The 25,404-nt window shown below is 45.5% G+C and carries 28 protein-coding genes and 2 pseudogenes; 28 read left to right on the top strand and 2 right to left on the bottom strand.

The genetic code is table 11. The features are described 5' to 3' along the window. The 10 genes and pseudogenes from LA360_RS09755 to LA360_RS31150 form a co-directional block, all read left to right on the top strand. A complete protein-coding gene (locus tag LA360_RS09755) occupies positions 1–834 on the top strand; it encodes a CvfB family protein (RefSeq protein ID WP_022200949.1) in 834 nt (277 codons plus the stop codon). A 137-nt stretch (positions 835–971) separates the two neighbouring features. After that, entirely contained in the window at positions 972–1,811 is an 840-nt protein-coding gene (locus tag LA360_RS09750; protein ID WP_022200948.1) for a YitT family protein, read from the top strand. Between the two features lie 266 nt (positions 1,812–2,077). Then, positions 2,078–3,190 (top strand): ABC transporter ATP-binding protein, encoded by a 1,113-nt coding sequence (locus LA360_RS09745; protein ID WP_022200947.1) that lies wholly within the window; start codon positions 2,078–2,080, stop codon positions 3,188–3,190. 141 nt (positions 3,191–3,331) lie between these two features. Beyond that, the gene (locus tag LA360_RS09740; protein WP_022200946.1) at positions 3,332–4,420 is read left to right on the top strand and encodes a PucR family transcriptional regulator; all 1,089 of its coding nucleotides are present in this window, start codon (positions 3,332–3,334) and stop codon (positions 4,418–4,420) included. Positions 4,421–4,434: 14 nt separating this feature from the next. Beyond that, positions 4,435–5,106, top strand: coding sequence for a cell division ATP-binding protein FtsE (gene ftsE / locus LA360_RS09735; RefSeq protein WP_002588568.1), 672 nt, complete (start codon positions 4,435–4,437; stop codon positions 5,104–5,106). A gap of 69 nt (positions 5,107–5,175) precedes the next feature. Further along, positions 5,176–6,084 carry a cell division protein FtsX gene (locus tag LA360_RS09730; RefSeq protein WP_022200945.1) on the top strand — a complete coding sequence of 303 codons (909 nt, stop codon included), beginning with the start codon at positions 5,176–5,178 and terminating at the stop codon, positions 6,082–6,084. 15 nt (positions 6,085–6,099) lie between these two features. Then, positions 6,100–7,308 carry a murein hydrolase activator EnvC family protein gene (locus tag LA360_RS09725; RefSeq protein ID WP_022200944.1) on the top strand — a complete coding sequence of 403 codons (1,209 nt, stop codon included), beginning with the start codon at positions 6,100–6,102 and terminating at the stop codon, positions 7,306–7,308. Between the two features lie 42 nt (positions 7,309–7,350). After that, the gene (locus tag LA360_RS09720; RefSeq protein ID WP_057571953.1) at positions 7,351–8,760 is read left to right on the top strand and encodes a S41 family peptidase; all 1,410 of its coding nucleotides are present in this window, start codon (positions 7,351–7,353) and stop codon (positions 8,758–8,760) included. Positions 8,761–8,966: 206 nt separating this feature from the next. After that, positions 8,967–9,095 (top strand): annotated as a pseudogene (locus LA360_RS31840) (hypothetical protein); the annotation flags it as partial. A gap of 203 nt (positions 9,096–9,298) precedes the next feature. Further along, positions 9,299–9,749, top strand: a pseudogene (locus LA360_RS31150) (glycoside hydrolase family 3 N-terminal domain-containing protein); the annotation flags it as partial. Between the two features lie 164 nt (positions 9,750–9,913). Here LA360_RS31150 and LA360_RS09705 read toward each other — a convergent pair. After that, positions 9,914–10,642, bottom strand: coding sequence for a FadR/GntR family transcriptional regulator (locus LA360_RS09705; RefSeq protein ID WP_112482973.1), 729 nt, complete (start codon positions 10,640–10,642; stop codon positions 9,914–9,916). Between the two features lie 283 nt (positions 10,643–10,925). On the opposite strand from LA360_RS09705, the gene LA360_RS09700 reads away from it, so the two are divergent. From LA360_RS09700 to LA360_RS09660, 9 genes are all read left to right on the top strand, one after another. Continuing rightward, positions 10,926–12,017: a C4-dicarboxylate TRAP transporter substrate-binding protein gene (locus LA360_RS09700; RefSeq protein ID WP_225537489.1), complete on the top strand. Its 1,092-nt coding sequence runs from the start codon at positions 10,926–10,928 to the stop codon at positions 12,015–12,017. A gap of 18 nt (positions 12,018–12,035) precedes the next feature. After that, complete coding sequence (locus LA360_RS09695; protein ID WP_057571959.1) at positions 12,036–12,518, top strand: TRAP transporter small permease; 483 nt, start codon at positions 12,036–12,038, stop codon at positions 12,516–12,518. 73 nt (positions 12,519–12,591) lie between these two features. After that, positions 12,592–13,875, top strand: a complete 1,284-nt coding sequence (locus LA360_RS09690) for a TRAP transporter large permease (RefSeq protein WP_057571961.1) — start codon at positions 12,592–12,594, stop codon at positions 13,873–13,875. Between the two features lie 106 nt (positions 13,876–13,981). Beyond that, complete coding sequence (locus LA360_RS09685; RefSeq protein WP_057571963.1) at positions 13,982–14,935, top strand: aldo/keto reductase; 954 nt, start codon at positions 13,982–13,984, stop codon at positions 14,933–14,935. Between the two features lie 13 nt (positions 14,936–14,948). Beyond that, positions 14,949–15,749, top strand: a complete 801-nt coding sequence (locus LA360_RS09680; RefSeq protein WP_057571965.1) for an HpcH/HpaI aldolase family protein — start codon at positions 14,949–14,951, stop codon at positions 15,747–15,749. After that, entirely contained in the window at positions 15,742–16,470 is a 729-nt protein-coding gene (locus tag LA360_RS09675) for a ribulose-phosphate 3-epimerase (protein WP_057571967.1), read from the top strand. Before LA360_RS09680 ends, LA360_RS09675 begins: the two co-directional genes overlap by 8 nt. Positions 16,471–16,511: 41 nt before the next feature. Then, positions 16,512–17,414 (top strand): sugar phosphate isomerase/epimerase family protein, encoded by a 903-nt coding sequence (locus LA360_RS09670; protein WP_089774418.1) that lies wholly within the window; start codon positions 16,512–16,514, stop codon positions 17,412–17,414. Positions 17,415–17,487: 73 nt separating this feature from the next. Continuing rightward, positions 17,488–18,450 carry a D-2-hydroxyacid dehydrogenase gene (locus LA360_RS09665; protein ID WP_089774421.1) on the top strand — a complete coding sequence of 321 codons (963 nt, stop codon included), beginning with the start codon at positions 17,488–17,490 and terminating at the stop codon, positions 18,448–18,450. Beyond that, a complete protein-coding gene (locus LA360_RS09660; protein WP_057571974.1) occupies positions 18,443–18,760 on the top strand; it encodes a hypothetical protein in 318 nt (105 codons plus the stop codon). The genes LA360_RS09665 and LA360_RS09660 overlap by 8 nt, the downstream gene beginning before the upstream one ends. Before the next feature lie 30 nt (positions 18,761–18,790). Here the strand turns inward: LA360_RS09660 and LA360_RS09655 are convergent, their stop codons facing one another. Then, entirely contained in the window at positions 18,791–19,033 is a 243-nt protein-coding gene (locus tag LA360_RS09655) for a hypothetical protein (protein WP_057571975.1), read from the bottom strand. 21 nt (positions 19,034–19,054) lie between these two features. Here LA360_RS09655 and LA360_RS09650 point away from each other — a divergent pair, with 21 nt between their 5' ends. From LA360_RS09650 to LA360_RS09615, 9 genes are all read left to right on the top strand, one after another. Beyond that, positions 19,055–19,285 (top strand): cupin domain-containing protein, encoded by a 231-nt coding sequence (locus tag LA360_RS09650; RefSeq protein ID WP_225537488.1) that lies wholly within the window; start codon positions 19,055–19,057, stop codon positions 19,283–19,285. Positions 19,286–19,302: 17 nt separating this feature from the next. Next, on the top strand, positions 19,303–19,665 hold the full coding sequence (locus tag LA360_RS09645) for an SDR family NAD(P)-dependent oxidoreductase (RefSeq protein ID WP_225537487.1): 363 nt from the start codon (positions 19,303–19,305) through the stop codon (positions 19,663–19,665). A 140-nt stretch (positions 19,666–19,805) separates the two neighbouring features. Further along, entirely contained in the window at positions 19,806–20,153 is a 348-nt protein-coding gene (locus LA360_RS09640) for a TIGR04076 family protein (protein ID WP_022201929.1), read from the top strand. A 106-nt stretch (positions 20,154–20,259) separates the two neighbouring features. Further along, entirely contained in the window at positions 20,260–20,388 is a 129-nt protein-coding gene (locus tag LA360_RS29625) for a hypothetical protein (protein ID WP_022201928.1), read from the top strand. A gap of 148 nt (positions 20,389–20,536) precedes the next feature. Then, a complete protein-coding gene (locus tag LA360_RS09635) occupies positions 20,537–21,184 on the top strand; it encodes a flavin reductase family protein (protein ID WP_112482975.1) in 648 nt (215 codons plus the stop codon). Positions 21,185–21,323: 139 nt separating this feature from the next. After that, on the top strand, positions 21,324–22,163 hold the full coding sequence (locus LA360_RS09630; protein WP_002588524.1) for a prenyltransferase/squalene oxidase repeat-containing protein: 840 nt from the start codon (positions 21,324–21,326) through the stop codon (positions 22,161–22,163). Between the two features lie 558 nt (positions 22,164–22,721). Beyond that, positions 22,722–23,594: a tyrosine-type recombinase/integrase gene (locus LA360_RS09625; RefSeq protein ID WP_057571976.1), complete on the top strand. Its 873-nt coding sequence runs from the start codon at positions 22,722–22,724 to the stop codon at positions 23,592–23,594. 277 nt (positions 23,595–23,871) lie between these two features. Continuing rightward, positions 23,872–24,378 carry a hypothetical protein gene (locus tag LA360_RS09620; protein ID WP_003526300.1) on the top strand — a complete coding sequence of 169 codons (507 nt, stop codon included), beginning with the start codon at positions 23,872–23,874 and terminating at the stop codon, positions 24,376–24,378. 64 nt (positions 24,379–24,442) lie between these two features. Next, positions 24,443–25,300, top strand: a complete 858-nt coding sequence (locus LA360_RS09615) for a bacterial transcriptional activator domain-containing protein (RefSeq protein WP_225537486.1) — start codon at positions 24,443–24,445, stop codon at positions 25,298–25,300. The last annotated feature ends 104 nt before the right edge of the window (positions 25,301–25,404 follow it).

Genomic DNA, 25,404 nt, shown 5'->3' with positions numbered 1-25,404 from the left:
ATGATTGAATTAGGAAAAGTGCAGGAGCTTGAAATAATAAGGAAAAAAGAATTCGGAGTGTATCTGGCTGAGAAGGAGGGGGATGAGGCGGCTGTTCTTCTCCCAAAGAGGCAGGTTCCGGAGGGAGCCGGGATTGGGGACAAGGTGGAGGTGTTCATCTATAAAGACTCATCGGACCGCCTGATTGCCACCACGGGAAAGCCAAAACTGCAGGTGGGCGAGACAGCGAAGCTGGAGGTCAAGGATGTGTCCAAAATCGGGGCTTTTCTGGATATGGGACTGGAGAAGGACCTGCTCCTTCCGTTTAAGGAGCAGACCCACCCGGTGAGAAAAGGGGAGCAGTGCCTTGTCACTCTGTATGTGGACAAGAGCAGACGCCTGGCAGCTACCATGCGCGTCTATTCCCATATGAGCAACCAGTCTCCTTATAAGGCAGAGGACTGGGTCACGGGCACCGTCTATGAAATCAATGAAACCATCGGGGCCTTTGTGGCGGTTGACCACAAATATTACGGACTCATTCCCAAAAAGGAGCTTTACGGCAGGTTCAGGGAGGGCGATACAGTCCAGGCCAGGGTTACAAGGGTGCGGGAGGACGGAAAACTGGATTTGTGCGTCAGGGAGAAATCCTATGTGCAGATGGGTACTGACGCAGAGAAGGTATTAAAGGTCATGGACCAATTCGACGGTGTGCTTCCCTTTAATGACAAGGCAAAGCCGGAGGTTATCATGCGTGAGTTCAGCATGAGCAAAAATGCCTTTAAGCGGGCCGTGGGCAGGCTTTTAAAGGAAGGTAAGATTCGTATTACGGATAAGACCATTGAGCGCGTATAAGCGTATGGAATGGATAGGGAAGGCACATACTTTAGTATAGCGTAAAATGTGCCGGAGGGATGAAGTGTGTGTGGCTGCAGACAGCGCGGGCCGGCTCCGGTACATGGGGACATGGATTGGGGAAAGGACGGGGAGACATGAAGAAGAGGAATCCGGCGGTGGATTATGCCATGATTGTGGCAGGGACATTCCTGATTGGCTTAGCAATCAAGAATATTTACGACCCTGTGAGCATGGTTACAGGCGGTGTGTCGGGCGTGGCCATCATTGCCAAGGAGCTGTGGTCTGTTCCTCTGTGGCTGACCAATACCGTGCTGAACATTCCGTTATTTGCGGCCGGATTCTTTTTCTGCGGCTGGCGGTTTATCAAGCGCACCCTCTTTGCCACGGTCATGCTCTCGGTTTCCCTGTATGTTCTGCCGGAAGCGTCCTATCTGGGAAGCGACCTCTTTCTGTCAGCCTTATTCGGGGGAATCATAAGCGGCGTGGGAACCGGCCTGGTGTTTCTGACCAGCTGCACCACAGGAGGTACGGATCTGCTGGCGGCTCTGATCCAGAAGCGTCTCAAGCACTATACCCTGGCCCAGATCATGCAGGTGCTGGACGGCCTGATTGTGGTGGCGGGCGCCTCCGTGTTCGGCATCAGGACCGCTCTTTACGCCCTCATTGCTATCTTCTGTGTGGCTAAGGTTACAGACGGCCTGATAGAGGGACTTAAGTTCTCCAAACAGGCTTATATTATCTCCGAGCATTACAGGGAGATTGCTGAGGCCATTATGGAACAGATGGGAAGGGGAGTGACCAGCATTAAGGCCAGGGGCATGTACTCGGATCAGGAGAAGAGGATGCTGTTCTGTGTGGTTTCAAAAAAGGAAATTGTGCGGTTAAAGGAGATTGTGGCGGAGTTTGACAGCAGCGCTTTTGTTATCGTAAGCGATGCCAGAGAGGTATTTGGTGAAGGATTTATCGAATATTAAGCCCTGAATTTTGTGGCTTTTGCCGATATTTTTTGGAAAAACGCAGTTGATTAACATAATTAACAAAAAGTTAGCGGCAAATATTGGAATACTTTGTGATTTAGGACATTTTTTTTTCCTCGTATACAAATTAGCTAAAACCCCAATTTTGATTTTGTGGAATTGCGATATGGATTCCCCAGGGGGTTTAATGTATTATAAGAGCAGTTACAAAAGAGGATAAAACACATATGTGTTAAGCGTATTATTTAGGAGGAAAAGACAGAATGGCTAGTTTATCACTGAAGAACGTAACAAAGAAATATCCAAATGGATTTGTAGCAGTTAAGGATTTCAATCTTGAAATCGCCGATAAGGAATTTATCATTTTCGTAGGTCCTTCAGGATGCGGTAAGTCCACAACCCTTCGTATGATTGCCGGTCTGGAAGACATCTCATCCGGTGAGCTCTACATCGACGATAAGCTGGTAAATGACGTTGAACCAAAGGACAGAGATATCGCCATGGTATTCCAGAACTATGCTCTATATCCACATATGTCCGTATATGACAACATGGCGTTCGGACTGAAGCTGAGAAAAACACCAAAGGATGAGATTGACAAGAAAGTGCATGACGCAGCCAAGATTCTCGACCTGGAGCATCTGCTGGACCGTAAGCCGAAGGCTCTTTCCGGCGGCCAGAGACAGCGTGTTGCCATGGGACGTGCCATTGTCCGCAGCCCCAAGGTATTCTTGATGGACGAGCCGCTGTCCAACCTGGATGCAAAGCTGAGAGGTCAGATGCGTGTTGAGATTTCCAAGCTTCACCAGAGACTGGAGACCACCATTATCTACGTTACCCATGACCAGACCGAGGCCATGACACTGGGTACCAGGATCGTTGTTATGAAGGACGGCATCATCCAGCAGGTGGATAACCCACAGAATCTGTATGACAAGCCATGCAACAAGTTTGTGGCGGGATTCATCGGAGCTCCCCAGATGAACATGATAGACGCAACCGTTGGCAAGGACGGCGCTCTGACAACCTTAAGCTTCGGCGGACGCACCGTAGCACTTTCAGAGGCTAAGTCCAAGAAGTTAGAGGACGCAGGATACATAGGAAAGGTAGTTACCCTGGGCATCCGTCCAGAGGACCTTCACGACGAGGAATCCTACCTGGCTATGTCTCCAAAGAGCGTATTTGAGGCTACTGTCCGCGTATACGAGATGTTAGGCTCCGAGGTCCTGTTATACTTTGATATTGAGGACGCAAGCTTTGTCGCTAAGGTTAATCCGCGTACCACCGCAAGGCCCGGCGATACCATCAAGCTGGCTATGGATTTAGAGAAGATTCACATTTTCGACAAGGATACGGAACTGGTTGTTCTTAACTAATACAAAAGAACCGTAAGCGAAAATTAAGGTAAAAAGAAGCAGGAGAGTATACAACTCTCTTGCTTTTTTTGTGATTTTGCATTAAAATATGAAAATAGGGTTATTAGTTACTCCGAATACGTTTGAAAAGGAGAGTATAGAATGATTTCAAATCAGATACTTCAAACCACACTGGATGGATTAAAAGCAATTACGAGAATTGATTTGGGTATATGTGATACAGAGGGAAAAGTGCTGGCTTCTACATTTACCGATGCGGAAGACTCCGAGAGCTCGGTTCTGGTTTTCGTGGATTCACCGGCGGACAGCCAGGTTATCCAGGGATACCAGTTCTTCAAGGTGTTTGATGAGCACCAGCTGGAATACATCCTCTTAGCAAAGGGGGCCAGCGATGATGTATATATGGTTGGCAAACTGGCCGCATTCCAGATTCAGAACCTGCTGGTAGCATATAAGGAGCGTTTTGATAAGGACAACTTTATCAAGAACCTGCTTCTCGACAACCTGCTGCTGGTAGACATTTACAACAGGGCAAAGAAGCTCCACATTGACACGGATGTAAAGCGCGTGGTCTACATCATCGAGACTCACAACGAAAAGGATATCAATGCGCTGGAGACAGTGAGAAGCCTGTTCGCGTCCAAGACAAAGGATTTCATTACGGCTGTGGATGAGAAGAACATTATTCTGGTAAAGGAAGTGCGTCAGGGAGAGACCTACGGGGAGCTGGACAAAACAGCCAACACCGTATTGGACATGCTTAACACCGAGGCCATGACAAAGGTGCGGGTGGCATACGGCACCATTATCAATGACATCAAGGAAGTCTCACGTTCCTACAAGGAAGCCAAGATGGCGCTGGATGTAGGCAAGATTTTCTACGCCAATAAGAACGTCATCGCTTACAACAACCTGGGTATCGGACGTCTGATTTATCAGCTGCCTATTCCGCTGTGCAAGATGTTTATCCGCGAGGTATTTGACGGCAAGTCTCCGGACGAGTTCGACGAGGAGACACTGGCTACCATCAACAAGTTCTTTGAGAACAGCCTGAATGTGTCCGAGACCTCCAGACAGCTTTATATTCACAGGAATACCCTTGTATACCGTCTGGATAAGCTTCAGAAGAGCACTGGACTGGACCTGCGCATCTTTGAGGACGCCATCACCTTTAAGATTGCCCTGATGGTTGCCAAGTATATGAAGTATATGGAAAGCCTGGATTATTAGGCCGGAGTCGGTGGATGATAGAGATTAGCAATGTGAGCAAGACCTACGAGACAGGGAACAGGGCCATTAAGGATGTATCCCTTACCATTAATGACGGTGAGTTCGTGTTCATCGTAGGAAGAAGCGGTTCCGGCAAGAGTACGCTGATGAAGCTGCTCCTCAAGGAGCTGGAACCCACAAAGGGACGTATTGTGGTGAACGATATGGACCTGGGAAGGATGCCGGGAAGGTATATTCCCAAATACCGCAGAAGATTAGGCGTGGTCTTTCAGGATTTCAGACTCCTGAAGGACCGCACTGTGTTTGAGAACGTTGCATTTGCCCAGAGGGTAATCGGGGTGCCGGCCAGGGTAATCCGGGAGACAGTGCCGGAGATGCTCAGGCTGGTGGGGCTGTCGTCCAAGTACAAAGCCTACCCCAGACAGCTGTCCGGAGGCGAGCAGCAGAGAGTGGCCATTGCCAGGGCCTTGATCAATGACCCTGAGGTGCTCCTTGCAGACGAGCCCACCGGTAACCTGGACAGCTTTAATACCCATGAAATCATGAGACTTCTGGAGGAAATCAACCAGAGGGGGACTACTGTGATTGTGGTTACGCACAGTCAGGAAATGGTGGATGAGATGAACAAGCGGATCATTACCATGGAACGGGGGTCGGTTATCAGTGATGTGGGCGGATATTATTAGGGCGTTGCCCCAGGGGCTTTGGAGAGCTTACGGGCATGCTTTTTCCGCCGGAAAGGCAAATGAACAGCAATGAGAATCAGTACATTTTGGTATTGCCTGAAACAGGGCATCATTAATATATGCAGAAATATTTTGTTTTCGCTGGCATCGATAGCGACTATTTCTGCATGTATTTTTTTATTCTGTCTTTTTTTCGCCCTGATAGCCAATGTGCAGAATGTGGCAAAGACAGCAGAGACAACCGTGGGAATCACTGTATTTTTTGATGAGGATATGCCGGAGGACCAGATTCTGGCTGCCGGCGATGTTATCCGGGGCTGGGAAGAGGTGCGGGAGGCGCGGTATATATCCGCTGCTCAGGCGTGGGAGAACTTTAAGACAGAGTATTTTGAGGGGATGGAGGAGCTGGCAGAGGGATTTGCAGATGACAACCCGCTGTCCGGTTCCGCCTCCTATGAGATATTTCTTAATGATATTGAGGAACAGGATAAAATCGTGGAGCGTCTGGAGGGCATGGAAGGCGTGAGAAAGGTGCGCTATTCCAGTACGGCCGTGGCCGGGCTGACCAGCGCGGGAAAGATGGTGGGGGCCATGTCGGCCGTGATTATCTGCGTACTGCTGGCTGTGGCGGTTTTCCTGATTAGCAATACCATTTCCGTGGCCGCGGCCTTCCGCAGGAGGGAAAATGAGATCATGCGCTTAATCGGCGCCACCAACTATATGATTCGTGCGCCCTTTGTGGTGGAGGGTGTGCTCCTTGGCGCTTTGGGGGCGGCAGTGCCTCTGGCCGGCATGTATGTGCTTTATCAGAAGGCAGTCATCTATATCGGTGAGCACTATCAGATGCTGGCAGGCATGTTTGAACCCATACCCCTGGGAGATATATTCCCCTATATGGCGGCCGCAGCCGGGTGCCTGGGTGCGGGCATTGGTTTTTTCGTCAGTTATTTTACCATCCACCGTCACTTGAAGGTATAGGGAAGGAGGATGTGAATGAGGATGAGACATTGGATTTGCGCGGCAGCGCTGTCAGGCGGTCTTTTGATAGGCGGTACGGCGGCATTTGCAGCCTACGCCACCAGTGTGGAGATAGAGGATGCCAAGAAGCAGGTATCTGCCCTGGAAGAGGAAAAGAAGAAAGTGGAGAGCACCCTGAGCCAGCTGGAGGGATTAAAGGCAGATACGGCAGCTTATGTAAAGAAGCTGGACGGCAGTCTGTCCTCCCTGGCAGAGGAGCTGGAACAGCTGGGAAACCGGATCACCCTGAAGGAAGAGGAAATAGATCAGGCGCAGATACAGTTAGAGTCGGCCAAACGCGAGGAGGAGCATCAGTATGACAGCATGAAGCTGCGCATCAAGTATATGTATGAGAACGGTCAGAACAATCTGCTCGATATGGTCATGGAGTCCGGCAGCATATCGGAACTGCTGAACCGCGCGGAATACGTGAGCCAGATTGCGGAATACGACAGGAAAATGCTGACAGCCTATGCTTCTGCAAAGGAACAGGTGGCTTCCAGGGAACAGAACCTTGAAAAGGAGCATGGCGAGCTTCTGGTGCTTCAGGAATCCACCCAGGCAAAACAGGCTTCCATGCAGAAGCTGATGGATTCCAAGCAGAAGGAGCTGGACTCATATAATTCCAAGATTGCCATGGCCCAGGATGAACTGGACCAGTACAATGCAGATATCAAAGCCCAGGAAGAACAGATGAAACGAATCGAGGCCGAGATGAAGCGGAGGGAAGAAGAGGCCAGGAAAAAGGCGGAAGCAGCCGGCAAGACGTATACCGTATCGAATTTGGGGAATATTAGTTTTAAGTGGCCCTGTCCGTCCAGCAGCAGGATTACCTCTAATTTTGGAGACAGGGAGTCTCCAACAGAAGGGGCATCAAGCAACCATAAGGGAATTGATATCAGCGCCAGCACAGGAGCGGATATCATAGCTGCGGCTGATGGTGAGGTTGTGATATCTACATACAGCTATTCGGCGGGCAATTATATTATGCTTGACCACGGGGGCGGAGTGAGCACAGTCTACATGCACTGCTCCAAGCTGCTGGTGGGCGTGGGGGAAAAGGTGGCAAAAGGCCAGGTGATTGCAAAGGTAGGTTCCACCGGTTATTCCACCGGTTCCCACCTGCATTTTGGAATCCGCTCAGGGGGGACCTATGTGAATCCCCGAAGTTATGTAAGCCCGTGACCCATCATAGGATAGAAGGAACGGACAGATAGGAGACGTAAATTGGAAAATCGTGAATTTGACAGACAGGAACATAATATGGGCGGGCAGCCGGATGGTCCCTACAGGGACAACGGGCCGGGGCCTCAGGACGGGAATCGCAATGGGGCGGGAAAGAACCGGTTCTGGTCCGGGGCTTTGGTGGGAGCCCTTGTAACCGCCTTCATAGGATTGATTGTGGTGGGGATGTCGGCCGGTATCTATATCTTCGGCAAGAGGGTCATGAGCCGTCAGCCCAGCGTGGCCATAGAGGGTAAGAGACCGGGAATCACAGACGGAAGCAGCCATAAAGAGGGTGTGGATTTTGACCGGGTTACGGCCAAAATGTCCATGATTCAGCAAATCATAGATCTTCACTTCCTGTACGACGAGGACGCCGGCAATGTGGAGGATTTTATTTACAGAGGGATGCTGGCCGGTCTGGATGACCCTTATTCCACGTATTACACGGAGGAGGATTTCCGTTCCATCAATGACAGCACAAAGGGAACCTACTCCGGTATCGGAGCCATGTTAAGCCAGAACAGAACCACGGGGCTATGCACCATCGTGAAGGTGTTCGAGGGTTCCCCGGCCCTGGAGGCAGGGATGCAGCCAGGGGACATTATATATAAGGTGGGCGATACCCTGGTGGCTTCCGAAAGCCTTGATGTGCTGGTGAACAATTACATCAAGGGCGAAGAAGGCACGGACGTGGCTATCACGGTATACAGGGCGGACAAGGACGAGTATGTGGATATGTCCGTTACCCGGCGCAAAATTGAGGTGCCCACCGTGGAGTACAGCATGCTGGACGATAAAATCGGCCGGATTACAGTGTCGGAATTTGACGTGATTACAGTGGAGCAGTTTGAACAGGCAGTGGATGAGCTTCAAAAGGATGGCATGGAAGGCTTAATCATCGACCTGAGGAGTAATCCCGGCGGAGTCCTGGACAGCGCTGTTAAGATGGTGGATTATATTCTCCCCGACGATTTGGACCGGTATAAAAAGGGGAAGGGCAAGACCCTGATTGTTTACACGGCAGACAAAAACGAAAAGGGTGATGTATACACCGCCTCAGACGGCCATGAGCTGAAAATACCCATCGCCATCCTGGTCAATGGAGACTCAGCCAGCGCTTCCGAGGTGTTTACGGGAGCCCTGAAGGATTATGACTGGGCTACCGTGGTGGGAACCACCAGCTACGGAAAGGGAATTGTACAGAACCTGATTCCTCTGGGAGACGGTTCCGCCATCAAGATTACCACAGCCCACTATTATACACCCAGCGGTTTTGACCTGCACGGAAAGGGAATTGAGCCGGATGTGGAAGTGGAGCTGAACGAGGAACTTAAAACCCAGGCCGTGGTGAAGCCGGAGGAAGACAACCAGCTTCAGAAGGCAGTCCAGGTATTGAAGGAAAACAAATAAGCAGTATGGAAGGAGCTCCGGTCATGTCAGGTTATGACCGGGGCTTTCGTACTGTCTGCGTACCCTGGCAGAATAAAAACAGAGCATAAAAACGTAGCAAATGGCATGAAAATGATATATATATCGAATAGTGGCAGGTAATATTATTACGTTAGTTCGGGCTACATACAATTACTGTCGAATTAAGCTAGAAGGAGATTGGAGCAATGAAGTTTGGTCATTTTGATGAAGAGAAAAAAGAATATGTAATAACGAGACCGGATACCCCTGCTCCCTGGGCGAATTATCTGGGTTCTCCGGAGTACGGCGCAGTTATATCCAAGAATGCTGGCGGATTATAAAGGGATTCATTCAGAAGCAAGATATTTTGTTCCTCTGAACCGGTCTTATGAGGTTTGGAGCTTATGAGCAGATTGTAGACTGGATCAAAGATTCCAAAGAATGGCTGGATGCACAGTACTTCAATAAGACTGTAAAAGGTCAGTGGAACGATGACTGGAACAAAACAATGGGTTCAGAGTCAAAGGTATTTGCATTCTCTGGAGTGACGACTAAACATTTTGCATGTAATAACCAGGAAGATAATCGAATGGGTGTAGATGCTTGTGTTTCAGAGCGGGCCCTACGAGAGATTTATTTCCGAGGGTTTGAAATTGCTGTGAAGAAAAGTGCACCGGTGTCAATCATGACATCTTATAATTTGATAAATGGTGTACACGCAGCAAACAGTCGGGACTTGTGTACCGTTGTTGTCCGTGAAGAATGGGGGGAGGGGAGGCACAATCATGTCTGATTGGAATACAACAGTTCCGGAGGATGGAAGTGAGCCGTGGAAATGCGCAGCTGCCGGAAACGACATTATTATGCCGGGAAATACAAATGATGATGCAGATATTCGGGATGCATATGAAAAAGGATTGCATTCGGAAAGAGAAATCCGAAGCTGCGCGGGCAGAATTATTGCAATGATCGATAAATTGGCAAAATAAATATTATAGAGTCTTGAAAAAAGCTCAAGCCAACTGTGGCAGTGTATTGCATTTTGCGGGTTCAATAATATTTAGGCGTTTGCAAAACGCCAGAACCCGCCTCACATGCCGCATACCATTTCACGGGCAGATATTTCTATCTGCTTTGTTTTCATGTCTAAACTTTAGGAGTCTGCGGATGGGGATTCTCCTTTCATATTTTCATCTTTTTTACGTTCAAGCGCATCACGATATAACTCCATACCAAGGCGAATATGGTAACGACAGTATATACCAGCCATTTCCTTATCGTTTGATTTAATCGCCTGGAGCATCTTGTAATGGTAGGTGACGCCGTTTTGATAGTTTTGTCGGCGGGAGCCCTTTGAGAGAAGCTTTTGGTGGTCAAGCATATTTTCGTTTAAATAATTCATTATTTTGATAATGAACTTGTTTTTACTGCCCAGAGCAATGAGGTGGTGGAATTGATTGGAATAGTAATCCTTCTTCTCATCATCATGGTACTTTAACATGTTATAATAACTGTCTTCGAGCGCTTGAATTTCCTCTGGGGTGGCCCGCTCAGTGAAAAGCTCTGTACAGTAAGGCTCTATAATAATGCGAAATTCCATTAATTCTAGAACATCTTCAATATTCAGCGCAAAGTATTTGGTCCCTTCCAGTGAAGCGTTGTCCAAAATTTCTACATAGGTGCCGGAACCTCGTACTTTTCTTAGAACAGAAATAGCGGTTAGATTGGCGATGGCATCTCTTACTGCAATACGACTAACTCCAAGATATGAACAAAATTCATTCTCGGACCAGATTTTATCCCCAGACTTCCATTCACCAGACAATATGTTCTGAGTGATGAAATCACTTACCTTTTGACTAGCGTTGTGGTTGTATGACATTCATTACCTCCTGGAAAAATGATAGCTGCACGGCTGTTGGTGCATATATTACTTTTATTATAAAACAAAATGGAAAATGAAGCAATGTAATCCTAAAGGCAAAATTAATATTATAAGTTTTTTATTGTATTGTGCATAATGAATTATAAATAAAAATAAATTTATATATTTTGTACAAAATAACGGAATAATGTTGCTGAGTTATTGACTTGGGTATAAATATGTAGTATTATTTTGTTGTATTTAATGAGGTGGAAAACGGTACTATATAATAAGGAGGATTATGATGAAAAAAAGTCAGATGATGTCAGTATTATGTGCAGCTTCTATGGTAGTTAGTTTGTTGACAGGCTGCGGAGGGGGAAATAAACCGGTAAATTCCGAGAAAACTGAGATTGCCATTGAAGAGACAAAAAGGGATAGTGCAGAGGATGCAAAGGACGATGGTCAGTTTTATAAGTTAAATTTCGGTCACACATTAACCGAAAATGACCCATTCCACCAAGCATATCTGAAGTGGGCTGAGGCAGTAAGCAAGAAAACAGGAGGAAAACTTCAGATAGAGGTTTATCCAAGTTCCCAACTGGGGGTTGAGGAGGATATTCTGGAGCAGATGAAACAGGGGACCAATGTGGGCTGGCAGACAGATGCAGCGAGACTTGGAAACTATGTAAATGAGTTCAGCGTGTTGCTTGCCCCCTATTTCTTAGAGAATATGGATGAGGTTAAGGAGCTGATGGATTCTCCGACAATTGCAGAATGGGAGAAGAAGCTGGAGGATGAGCATAATATAAAGGTTATCTCTTTTGGGTTTGTTCAAGGTTACAGAAATATATATGCAAATAAAAAAGCCACTAATCCTGACGAGATGAAGGGGCTGCAGATTCGTACCGCAGGCGCTCCTGTCTGGGTTGCGGGTATTGATTCCCTGGGTTGCAAAGCAGTTTCGTTAGCGTATGGCGAGATGTACAATGGTATACAGACAAAGGTTGTGGACGGCTGTGAACTTCCTTATATTGCAGCCAATAATTTAAAAATTCAGGAGGTGGCAAAGTATATTCTTGAGACCCAGCATATCTATCAGATGAACTTTATGGTATGTTCTGCTGAGTGGTTTAACAGTCTTCCCGAAAATTATCAGAGGATTCTAACCGATGAATGTAACAATGCAGGTTTAGAGGTATCCGAACAGATGCAAAAGGATTCCGACGCGGCTAAGCAGGCTATGATTAACAGTGGTATGGAGTATGTTCCGGCCGACCAAATGGACATTGCAGCTTTCAGAAAGGCTAGTCAGGAAGCGTATGATAAGCTGAATCTGAATGAAGCAAGGGAGGCTGTTTATAAAGAACTTGGGAAGGAAATCATAAAATAAAGAGTGGGAAGTGATTACATGAAGGAGTTTTACAAGAAATTTTGTGATGTTGAGATGGCGCTTGCAATTATTTGTCTGGTAACCAGCGTGGTTGTGATTTTTATTGCGGCTGTTATGCGTGCAGTGGGGCATCCGATCAACTGGGGAACAGACATTGCGCTCCTGCTTTTCTCATGGAGTACCTTCTTGGGGGCGGATTTGGCGTTTCGGCAGGGAAAGCTGATTAATGTTGATGTTATAATTAAGATTCTTCCACAGGATATTCAGAAATTAATGAAGCTGATAATTTATGTAATCTGTCTTGTCTTCTTATGCAGTATGGTTTACCTGGGATTCCTGCAGTCTGTAAAAACTTGGTACCGATCATTTCAGGGAATACCGTTTCTTAGCTATACTTGGGTAACATTAAGTGTACCAGTATCATGCCTTTCCATGGTAGCGACAACCATTATCAAGATTGTCCGAACCATCAGAAACCAGGATGAACTGACATTTTTGTAGGCAATCAGGTATTAAGGATAATGTGCCGGATATTCTTGTCTGGCACATTGTTATAATATTAGGAGGTTAACTTATGATTATAGTAATGATTACATTCCTGATTTTGCTGGTAGTGGGTGTACCGGTTGGATTTTCCATTGCAATCTCCGGTTTTACTTATTTTTTTCAGCATCCGGAACTGCCAATAACCACGGCAGTACAGCTGCCTATTTCCCAGACTCAGAATATTACACTTCTTGCAGTGCCTCTGTTCGTGTTTGCAGGGAGTCTGATGAATGCTTCAGGAATTACAGACAGGCTGATAGAACTGTCCATGCTGCTTTGCGGACATATGAAAGGAGGCATGGCCCAAGTAAGCGTGGTTCTGTCTGCGCTCATGGGCGGCATCTCTGGTTCATCTAATGCTGATGCGGCAATGGAGAGCCGTATCCTGGGGCCTGAGATGGAGAGGCAGGGTTATCCCAAGGGGTATACAGGAGCAGTTATTGGCTATACATCTCTTATTACCTGTACCATTCCTCCGGGGGTTGGAATGATTCTCTATGGAACCACGGGGGAGGTGTCTATTGGACGTCTGTTTGCAGCAGGTATGGTGGCAGGACTGCTTATGACTGTGATTTTGATGGCGACAGTGGGCGTTACTTCTCGCCTACGCGGATTTAAGCCGGCCAGAGAATCAAAGGCAGGCTTTCATGATATCATTCATTCTCTTAAAGACACTATATGGGCATTGATTTTTCCTATTCTGCTTTTGGTCGGAATTCGATTCGGTCTGTTTACCCCATCTGAGGTTGGCTCTTTTGCCTGTGTTTATGCGCTTATTGTGGGCTTTTTTATCTATAAAAAGCTGAATTTCAAGAGATTGATTGAAACCTTGAAGGAAGCGGTTGTGGATGTTGGGGCAATCATGTTCATGATTTCTATGTCAGGTATTTTTGGATATGGCATACCCTTTGACAAAGTTCCACAGAAAATGACGGCTTTTATCACAGGAATTACAACACAGCCATTAGTGGTTATGGCAATTATCATTATTGCTCTTCTGCTATTTGGGATGTTCATGGAAGGCTCTGTTGTCATACTTCTTCTGACGCCAATTCTTCTTCCGATGGTAAAGAGCTTTGGATTTGATCCTGTATTTTTTGGTATTATCGTTTCTACGGTTGTCACCACGGGCATTTTGACACCGCCAGTTGGAGTGGCTATGTATACCGTCTGCAGTGTTCTGGGATGCACGATGCCTGAATTTTTAAAGGAAAGCATACCTTTCCTCATTGCCATCATAGCTGAAGTGGTTTTGTTATGTCTTTGCCCCGAGATTATACTTTGGGCGCCTAGGTTGATGTACGGAGGATGACAATGAATGAAGTGGCGGAGGGTGAAAAACGTATAATTGAACAGAGGTATTCAGACTTTTTCAAAAATGCAGGATATCCTCATCATATAAGGAAGGGAGAAAAGCAATGAAATATGTTGAATTAGGAAGGACTGGTGTAAGAGCTTCTATTCTGGGAATGGGCGGCCATGAGTACCTTCAAAATGGAAAATCTAGGGGATTTAACGAGGACTTTAAGCGTAGCACGACTCCAGGAGAGATTTTAGAAGGTTTTGGTCAGGAAAACCGTCTGGCGATTTTAAAGTCCTCCTACGAACTGGGAATTAATTTTTTTGATGTAACTCAGGACTCCGAGAAAGAGGCATTAGGGCGTAATTTGAAGCAGTTGCCTCCTCCCTATGATGTCGTAATCCAGACACGTCCTGAGGGTATGGTTTATACCTATGATAAGAATAATACCAAAATGGCAGATTTGATTCTTCTCAGGAATGAGGCACAGAGAATCTTAAAGCTTCTTCAGAGAGAGACTATTGATTTTTTTAATATTGCTCCCATGAAATGTGCATTTGAGCATGATCCGGAATACCTTGAAAAACTGGGTTATAATATATCTGTTCTTAAGCAGGAGGGATTGATTCGATTCGCTTGTGCCGACACCTTTTCCGGTGAGGAAACTTATCTCAGAATGATTCAATCGGGTTATTTTGATGTAATCTATATCAACTTTAATTTTGCTGATTATCAGGCTCAAAATAGGGTGATGAAGGCTGCCAAGGCTCAAAAGATGGGGGTTATTACAAGAGAGGCATATATGAAAGGGCAGTTGTTCCACATGGCGAAGGAAGCGGGCATTGAACAAATTTCGGATTTAGCTGATGCGGCTCTTAGATGGTCTTTGTCACGGGAGGGAGTCGATATGGTGATTTACGGAACAGGAAAACCTGAACACTTAAGAGATGCGTCTGAGGCATTTGAAAAAAAGTTTTCCGAATTGGATGAGAGGCTGATTAGTAGAATCATGCAAACGCAGCTTTACAAAGCGTATGAGGCTGAAAAAAATAAAGAATTTCTGGAACTGTAAAGGAGAAAGTAACATGGAAGAATTATATTACAACAGGGTCAAGGAAATTTTAAAGAAGAAGGGAAGGGTATCTGCCGCGTGGCTTCACATGGCCAGCAATGTATCTGCGGAAATATTGGCAAATGCAGGCTTTGACGTGTTGGTGATTGACGTTGAGCATTCACCAGTAGATTACCAGACAGTGTTTAGTATGTGCCAGGCCATGAAGGGAACGAATACAGTACCTTTTGCAAGAGCACCGTGGAATGATCTGATTGCAATCAAGAGAATCTGTGATTGTGGAGTCATGGGTATTCACATTCCTTATGTAAGGACAGTAGATGAGGCTAGAGAAGCAGTTCTGCGCTGCAAATATCCTCCTTTAGGCATCAGGGGCATTGCTGGAAGCCCAAGAGCATGTGGGTTTGGTATGAACAGAGGACAGTATATGCAAAAGGCAAACGACGAGAATATTGTGATGATTGCCATTGAAACCATGGATGGAATTGATAACCTTCCGGAAATGATGGAGATTGAGGCGCTGGATGGTATTTTTATAGGCCCTATGGATTTGTCTGCCTCTATGGGAATCAGGGGACAGTTTGATAATAAGGAATTTAAGGCTGCCATCAAACGGATTGAGAATATAGTGATACCGTCTGGTAAATTCCTCGGCACAGTAGCCAATGATATAGAAGATGCTCAGATCTTGTATGATAAGGGCTACAACATAGTATATATGATGTCTGATGCCGTTGACCTCTCTAGAATGGCAGAAAGGACAGTCGTCAAATTTAAGGAGTATAATTCGAAGGAGGGAAAAGTGGATGATTAATGCCCCCTCGCTTGCCAACTGCGGTCTGTTTACAATGGCCGAGGAGATGGATGGAATGATTAGAGGGGGAGTGAATTTTGTACATATAGATATTATGGATGGACATTATGTGCCAAATATATTTTTTCCTCTATCAATTGTACAGGCAGTTAGGAAACGTTACCCAAACCTGACGATAGATGTTCATCTAATGGTAACAAACCCTGAGGATTATGTGGATAGAATGAGGGAGGACGGAGCTGATTACCTGAGCTTTCATATTGACAGCACTCGCTTTTCCAGAAGACTGATTGACAGCATCCAACAGTCGGGAATGAAAGCGGGGGTTGTTATCAATCCTTCGCAGCCTATTTCTCTATTGGAGCCTCTTGTCCGATTCGTGGACTATGTGGTGCTCATGACAGTAGAGCCGGGTTTTGCCGGACAACCTTTTATGCATGACGCCCTCGAAAGGCTGGATGAACTGCAGAAACTAAAGAAAGAGACGGATACCCATTTTATGATATCCATAGATGGAGGAATCGACCGTGAGCATTCTGCAGAATGTATGAAGCGCGGGGCAGAAATTCTCGTTTCTGGTATTTATACTGTTTTCGGTCAGCCGGAGGGATTGGAAAAGGCTTGTGCCAGTTACCAGAAAGAGATGGAGACGATTCAGAAGGAGGCTGGATTTATAGGCCTGGGCGCCATATGCTTATGCGAGAAAGAAAACATATCGTAAAGTTATTGTGTTAACAAAAGGATGGAAAAGGAGAGAACAGGATGAAAGACCCGATTCAGAAATATTTTTATATAGGTACCATTCAATGGATGACCCACCCGCCGATGAAATACAAGCTGCTGGATTCCATCAAGACACTTGTCGCAGATGAGTTTTTTACAGCGGTCGAGATCACGAAAATTGAGGACGAAGCAGCTAGAAAAAAGGTCAGAAAGATGTTGGAGCAGTCCCACATGAAGGTTTGTTATGGCGCACAACCCAGGATATTAGGCCCAAAGTTAAACCCTAATGACATGGATGAAGAGGAAAGGTTAAAAGCAGAGCTAACCTTGATTGAAGCCATTGATGAGGCTGAGCAGATGGGAGCTAAGGGAATTGCCTTTTTGGCAGGAAAGTGGAATGAGAAAACCAAGGATGAAGCATATAGACAGTTGTTGAAGACCACTCGTAATCTTTGCAGTTATGCAGGAAAAAAAGGGATGATGGTAGAGCTTGAGGTGTTTGACTATGATATGGACAAAGCTGTGCTTATCGGGCCTGCTCCTTACGCCGCAAAATTTGCAGCTGATATGCGTTCAACCCATAGTAACTTTGGACTACTTGTGGATTTGTCCCATTTCCCGACCACCTATGAGGACTCCAGATTTGTAATACAGACGTTGAGACCATATATTACGCATTTTCACATTGGAAATGCAGTTGTAATAAAGGGAAGCGATGCCTATGGCGATATGCATCCGCGCTTTGGTTATCCAAAAAGTGCAAATGATGTGGCGCAGTTGGTTGACTTTTTTACTGTATTGAAACAGGAGGGATTCTTTAATGTACAGAATCCCTATGTGCTCTCTATGGAGGTAACACCTCGTCCAGATGAAGACGGTGATATTATTCTGGCAAATACCAAGCGTACAATCAACCGCGCATGGGCATTGGTTGAAGATTAAGGGAATAATAGAGAATGCTGTTTATGGCACAGAATTAGCGTGATAATATTTTATAGAAATGAGGAGGACATGAATGAAAATCGTTATTTTGGATGGTTATACAGAGAATCCGGGAGATTTAAGCTGGGATGGCTTTGAGAAGCTGGGTAAACTGACAGTTTATGACCGCACCGCAGACTCGATGGAGATAGTGGAGCGCATTGGGGATGCGCAGGTGGTTTACACCAATAAGACACCCATTACAAAAAAAACTATTGAGTCCTGCCGGAATTTGAAATATATTGGTGTTTTGGCAACTGGTTATAATGTAGTAGACGTGAAGGCTGCCAAGGAGGCTGGGGTGATTGTTACTAATATTCCAACTTATGGGTCGGATGCTGTATCACAGTTTGCAATTGCGCTTTTGTTGGAATTATGCCACCATATTGGTGAACATGCAGAGTGCGTGAAGAATGGGGATTGGACTAACAATCCTGATTGGTGTTTCTGGAACCATCCTTTGGTTGAGTTAGCAGGAAAAACAATGGGAATTATTGGGTTTGGTCGTATTGGACAAGGAACAGGAAGAATTGCCCAAGCACTTGGAATGAAGGTTCTTGTTTATGATACGCGTAAAAATAAATCTTTAGAGAGCGCAACCTGTCGGTATGTAGAAATGGATGAGTTGCTAGCTGCTTCCGATGTCATTTCCCTGCATTGTCCATTATTCCTGGAAACGCAGGGAATAATCAACAGGGAGAGTATTGCTAAGATGAAGGATGGGGTGATGATTATAAACAACTCTAGGGGGCAATTAATAGTGGAAGAAGATTTGAGAGATGCCCTTAACAGCGGTAAGGTGGCCGGGGCAGCAGTGGATGTAGTTTCCACAGAGCCAATCAGGATAGACAATCCATTACTTATGGCGAATAACTGTATCATTACTCCTCATATTTCTTGGGCTTCTAAGGAATCCAGACAAAGGCTGATGAATATTGCAGTCGATAATCTGAAAGCATACATAAATGGGAAACCTGTCAATGTAATTAATGAATAACCCAAGCTTCTTGCTTGTGGTCACGGTGCCCAGAGATGGGGCAGTGGTTTTCGCACTCAAATTTGATATGGGCGGGAAGCCGTTTCAGGGCTTTCCCGCCTTGATTACATTAGAACCGAATTTTTATTGGATTATATCTGTTACCCAAGGAACCGGCTATTATGCTCGCCAAACCGTTCATATCAGCTTATGCTTTATCAATAAAATTCATTTGTTATCCCCTTACAAATCAACTTCTGTTATCTTCTCTATTTTCCTCTCTGCGGTGCAGAGGATTTCAGCAGTTCGGATTACTGTGCAATCCGGGTAAGCCGCTGTTTTTCTTCCTCGGCCATCCATCTCATTCATTCTTTGTATTGCGTTTTCTCTGAGCTGCCTGAAATAAATTTTCCTCCTTGATATACTCCCTGAGCGAATCCACGTATTTCTCTGACAGATGCACTACAAAATTGTCAGCATCAATTGGAATCCCTTTATCCGTCATCTGGCGGATGGCAAGAGTCATTTTCCATTTCCCGCCCAGACATTGGAGTATGTAGTGATAGGGATTGACTTCGACACCGCGGTTTGATTTTTTTGGCATGGTGGGTACCTCCTTTTTGGTATGTTTTCTTTCCGGACATGCGGGGCAGAGTATGCCTATGAGGACAATCCTCTGGAAAAAGTTTACTACGTATTAGAGGGGGAAATGACGGTAAAGGACAATGAGGGGAGCACCTATGTGATTCACAAGGATGAATCCATTTCATTCAAGCCCTTTGAGGGCAGATACCTGAAGAATGAAAGTAACCTTCCGGCCCGTATGCTGGTCATTATCAACTACCCGGAAGCATGATAAGGAGGAAATTCAGTATGGTGGATTTTTACAAAGACTATGTTGCAAAGATGTTTTCCATTGAGGGCAGGACAGCCATTGTCACCGGCGCCACCGGCGCCCTGGGAGGAGCTATCGCGGTAGCCTATGCAATGTGCGGGGCAAAGGTGGTGCTCACCGGACGGAACAAGGAAAAGCTGGAGGTTCTTGCAGGGGAGATACGTGATGCAGGTGGAGAGGCGCTGCCTTATGCAGCCGACCCGTCCGTGGAAGAACAGGTAAAGGGATTGGTTGCGTTTGCCGCAAAACAGTACGGCGGCCTGGATATCCTTGCTGTTTCCCACGGATATAACAAGCCTCAGAACATACTGGACCAGTCGGTGGAGGATTGGCGATGCTGACGAATACGTAGTTTTCATAATAGTCTCATAAGAGGGAAGAATGGTATGTAAAAAGGACATTCCTGCTCGCGACTTGACAAAGTTATGGGTAAGCTTATATATTTGTAACTGTACACATGAAATAGAACTGGAGGTATTATATGAAAAAATGGTATGATGAGGAATATGAATGGGAAATTGAAGTTATTGGATTTTTGCGCGGCGATCACACGGAGCGGTATTGCCGTAATGGAGAAGAGATTGGCGATAAGTACACTTGCACGTATGGCTGCCCGGTCAATCAAGATGGACATGGCATTTGTTCTAAGTGCATGATGGTTATGTTCCCTATTATGGAAGCTGTCAGAAGCGGTGGAGATTTAGAGAATATCGGTGGGGACGGAAAGTACAGTAAAACTGTCGTATGTCCTGATGGGTGTGTCATGTTTAGACTTACGGCAAAGCCAACAGGCAAAAAGAATTTCTTTAAAGGGAAATTTTTTGACTAAAGTGACGCGCTTTGCGCTGTAAGTGCACAGAGGCATAAAGATAAATTAACTGCGCAAGGCCCGAAAAGAGAAAATAGTGCATTGCCAGTTTAAGGAGAAATATGCTATGGATAAGAAGTTCCCGCAAGAAGCCAAAAAAATAATGGACGAAAGATTTGGATATGATACATTAATTGCCCTTGCTGCGCTTGGTGATAATATTCCAAATGTAGGGATGGTTTTGCAAAGAAGATAACACTTCAATTGCGCAAAAATTGAGAAAAGCATTTAGCGAATGGATTGACAACGGACACAAAGATATGATATCGGTTTTTAGATAATTGATGAGAGGAGTATCAGTTCTCAGAATTAAAAAATATAGCAGTTAATAGGGGGAGATGACAATGAAAATAGAGATTGGTAAGGATTTTCCGCAATACTTTAAGCCTTCATATCCAGAGGAGTTTGCATTATTTTCGCATTTTGAAACGACTGCAGGTATACCTACAGTTTTATTTGCGATAACTACATGGAAAGAAAATGGAAAGCCGAATGTTTGTTTTCACTCATGGAGCTGCTTTCACGGAGATAAGACTGCATTCTTTGCTGTTATGGGGAATTTGTACCAGCATACACATACCTATGCAAATATCAAAAGAGAAAAATGCTTCTGCATTAATTTTCTCCCGATAAGTTATTATGATAAATTAATAGCTACGATTAACCATAACGATTTAGAAGCAGATGAATTCGCAATAGGAAGTTTTACACTTACCAATGCGAAAACGATTCAAGCGCCAGCCATCCAAGAGGCATTTATGAATATGGAATGTACCCTGAAAGATATACAGGATTTAAGCGGCGCAGGAATTACGGCTATGATTGCCGGTCAGGTACAGCATATTTCGATTGAGGAAGAATACGCACAGGCTTATGAACCGCGATATGGAAAAGCAGGGTTTATGATGCTAATACCAGCTCCTCAAAATCTTATTACGGGGGAACCCGGTCAATCAGCAATTGCGACGGTCAACATAGAAAGGCTTGATTAAACATGGGGGACCTTAGCAGTGTTTGCAGCAATAGGGCAGATACAGATAACGCCGCAGACCAAGTGGCGGGATATGAAAATGTGATTGCACCGCATAAATGCTATACGAAAGCTATGAAAATGAGGAGTGAGGTTATATTATGAGCGTTGAGAAAAAATACATCTCTGATGTGGAAACAATCTTATCACACAGACATGATAATGGTGCGGATTTTTGGACTACTATCGATCACAAATTATTAAAAGGCGCACCTTATACCACCTTAGAAAGTATATTGTATCTACTGGAATTAGGCGTATCGCCTGATGATGAAGTGATGAAGAATGCTGCCGGACTTATCTTCAGTAACTGGAAAGAGGACGGGCGGGTGAAAACTTCTCCGACAGGCGGGATTTATCCATGCCAAACTGCGTTAGCTGTCAATACCCTATGTCATATGGGATATTCAAATGATGACAGGATAAAAAAGTCGTTTGCATACTTCCTTGATACCCAACAGGAAGACGGTGGCTGGAAATGTAATAAATATAGCTTTGGCCGGGGCGAAGAGACCGAATATTCAACACCCTATACCACTTTGGTTGTGTTGGATTTGCTGCGCTATTCCCCATATTTTAACAAGGATGCCCGATTAGATAAGGCTGTTGATTTTCTGTTGGAACACTGGAATATCCGTAAGCCCATCAGTCCCTGCCACTATGGAATAGGCACATTGTTCATGCAGATTGAATATCCGTTTCGGGGGTATAATCTGTTTTACTATGTGTATATTCTGTCATTCTATGACAGCGCGAAGGAGGACGGACGTTTTCTTGAAGCGTTAAAGGCACTGGAAGATAAAACTGTGAATGGGGAAATCCCTGTGGAAAGAGTTGTGCCAAAACTTGCAAAGCTTAATTTTTGTAAAAAAGGCAAGACTAGTGAGCTCGCGACAATCCATTATCAAGAAATATTAAAAAATATTGGAAGAAAAGGTTAGTGCTTACTATATTTAGCAGAAAAATGTCCGGTATTAGCCCGTTGCGATTCTGAAATTCTACATGGCTGTTTGTATGCCCATACTCCTACAGCAGTGGACCGCCCGTGTTAATCAAAATATTCCCACCTATCGGGGAAGACCCAAGCATGACGGGAAAGCCCTAAAGGACTTTCCCGTCTATTTTATTTTGAGAAAGGAACCTTCTCACTTACAGGGACTGCCTGTTCTGCAAGCAGTGCAAGAGGCTGGAGGCGCTGGTGAACGCGTACGGATATACCAATCTGAAAGATAAAGCATTATGATATGGAACCTTACCAATTTGTATATGCCGGGCATCTGTCCGGCATTCTCCTTCTACCGTGTTTCCTTTGCAAAGGGAGTTCGCTGCTTGGTTTTTTTTGACATTAAAATGCTATATATTTTTTTGCACGGTAAAGAACAGGAATGCAAGTATAATTTACGAAATAAAAAACCAAGCTAAAAGGAAGCCTTATACGGGCTTCCTTTTCTATATTTCCCGGCAAAGGAAGAAACAAAAACAATCAAGGAGGAATGAACATGTTGAAACGAGCAATTGCAGGCAAAACGATTGAAGAATACTGTCTCTGGCTGCAGCATAATGAGATGAGCCAGGGAACCATCTATAAATACAGATATTATCTGAACCAGCTTGAACAGTTTATGGATGGGGCGGCAGTTACCAAAGAGAGGGTCATGGTCTGGAAGGAAACACTTAGGAGAAATCTGTCGCCGGTGACGGTCAACGGCGCCCTGGCTGCTGTCAATGGATTTTTTCGGTATCTGGGATGGAATGACTGTCTGGTCAAGTTTATAAAAGTAAAACAGCAGGTATTTTGTTCCGGACAAAAGGAACTGAAACGGGAGGAATACCTGCAGCTGGTTGAGGCCGCGCAAAAAGATGGGAATGAACGGTTATGTCTTTTAATCCAGACCCTGTGCTCCACAGGAATCCGCATATCGGAGCTTTCCTATATTACGGTTACCGCAGTGGAAAAACAGATTGTCCAGGTGGACTGCAAAGGAAAGGTCAGGACTATCTTCCTCACCCGGCAGCTGTGCAGGCTTCTTAAGGAGTATGCGGAGAAAAGAAAAGTACAGTCCGGCCCCATCTTTGTGACACGCAGCGGAAAGCCCATGGACCGCAGCAATATATGGCGTGAGATGAAAAAAATCGGAAAAAAGGCAGGAATTAATCCGCAAAAGATATTTCCCCACAATCTACGGCACCTCTTTGCAAGGGTATACTACAGCCAGGAAAAGGATCTGCTGCGGCTGTCAGACATACTGGGCCACAGCAGTGTCAATACCACACGTATCTATACAATGGAAAGCGGAGAGAATCATGTCAGACAGTTGGAACGAATGGGGCTGCTTATAGAACATTACAACAGAATTCCTCTTTTGTTGTAAACAGAAGGATATTGTTTGGAGCTATTATACTACATATTTTTTGTGTTTGCCATAGTAATGTGATTGTCTCATACGTTTTTTGAAATTAAGGCACAATAAATAAGCTGGTTTAAATCAATTTTTTTCCAGCTTATTTATTGTGCCTATTTTATTTTTCCCTCAGAGGATTCAAAGGATTAAATGGATGGGGAGACAGTAACAATGGGAAAGTTTACAACAAAAGAGGAATTCTGTTGTAAATAGAAGCCAAGGTACTTTAAGTGAGGGAGAAGAAGAGATGGGCAGTGAGATTATACAGGACGAAGAGGCCATGAAACGAATTGAAGAACTGGTGGTATCGGACCGGTCCAGCACCATGCTGGTCTGTGTACAGGGAACCGAAGAGGGGGAGCTGTGCGGGGAAATTTACAGCTGTTACCTTAAGGACCCCATATGGTTTAGGGGAGTGGGGGATTTGGTGCTGAAGCTGGATGAAATGTGCAACTGGGTTGGTATGCCCCATGCAACCACGGATCCGCGTTTCCTGAATCTGGAGACGGAGAGGCGTTACAGGGAGGCCAGTTCCCATCATCCGCAGGCTGACAGGAGCAACCTGACGTACACCATGGACCAGATTCCCTTTAAGCAGGCGTTAAAAGCCAGGGAAGTGCTGATTGTCTATGTGAAATACAGACAGTTCTCCAGTTTACAGGGAAGCATCAGAGGAAAGATTACCAAGGGTAAGGTGGTAAATTTCAGAAGTGCCCTGGAACTGATGCGCATGATTAGCATGATACAGCTGTAAACCAGGGGCGGGGAGCTTTCAGTACAATAAGCTCCGGCATATGATGATAAAGGAGGCGGACCGCATGGGCGGTAAGATTCTGCGTGTACAGATGCTGGGTAAATTTACAATGCGGTATGGGGAAGACCACATACTGTTTCATAAAACAGGCAATGCAAAATCCGTACGTCTTCTCCAGATGCTGCTGCTATCAGGAGAGCAGGGAATTGCAAAAAGCGAGATTATGGATTTTCTCTATGGGTGGAGCGAGGGGACTGACGCAGGCAACCGCAATAAAAACCTGAACAATCTGTGTTACCGGCTCAAGGGACAGCTGGCGGCTTCCGGCCTTCCGGAGGAGGAATATGTGGTAATACAGGATGGGGTATGCAGGTGGAAGAGCAGTTTTAAGATTGAACTGGATGCGGCTTATTTTGAAACACTGGTACATAAGGCGGAAGGAAGCCGGGGACGGGAACGGGCCGCGCTGTTCCTTCAGGCTAATCAAAGCTATTACGGAGAGCTGCTGCCCATGAACCAGTCCGACATGTGGTTCTATGAGAAAAGCGAATCATTTAAGCGCCTTTATATAGAGACAATCCGGGAGCTGGAGCAGGCGTTTAAATCCAATCATGACTACCAGAACCTGCTTAAACTTTACACCAGGGCATCTGCGATTTATCCCTTTGAGAATTGGCAGACAGAGCAGATACGGTGCTGCCTGGAAATGTACAGGTATGAGGAAGCCATTAATATTTATAACAGGACCATGGAACTCTACGCAAGGGAGATGGGGAATCCCCCAATGGAAGAGATGCAGAAGTGTTTTGAAGACCTGGAATTGTTTGAACGGAAACACAAACGGAGCGTTCAGGCATGGCACATAACGAGTCAGTATTATATGGAAGTCGGGGGGGGGGGGTATAATCGGGACCATATTTGAGAAAGGCAATATCACGGGAGCGTATTACTGCACCTATCCAAGCTTTGTTGACTACTGCCGTCTGCTGCTTCGGGCCAGGGAGCGCCATGACCTGAAGCCGGTGC

This window comes from Enterocloster clostridioformis, assembly GCF_020297485.1.
In the GTDB taxonomy this organism is placed as follows: domain Bacteria; phylum Bacillota; class Clostridia; order Lachnospirales; family Lachnospiraceae; genus Enterocloster; species Enterocloster clostridioformis.
This window is presented reverse-complemented; position numbering and strand designations above follow the sequence as displayed.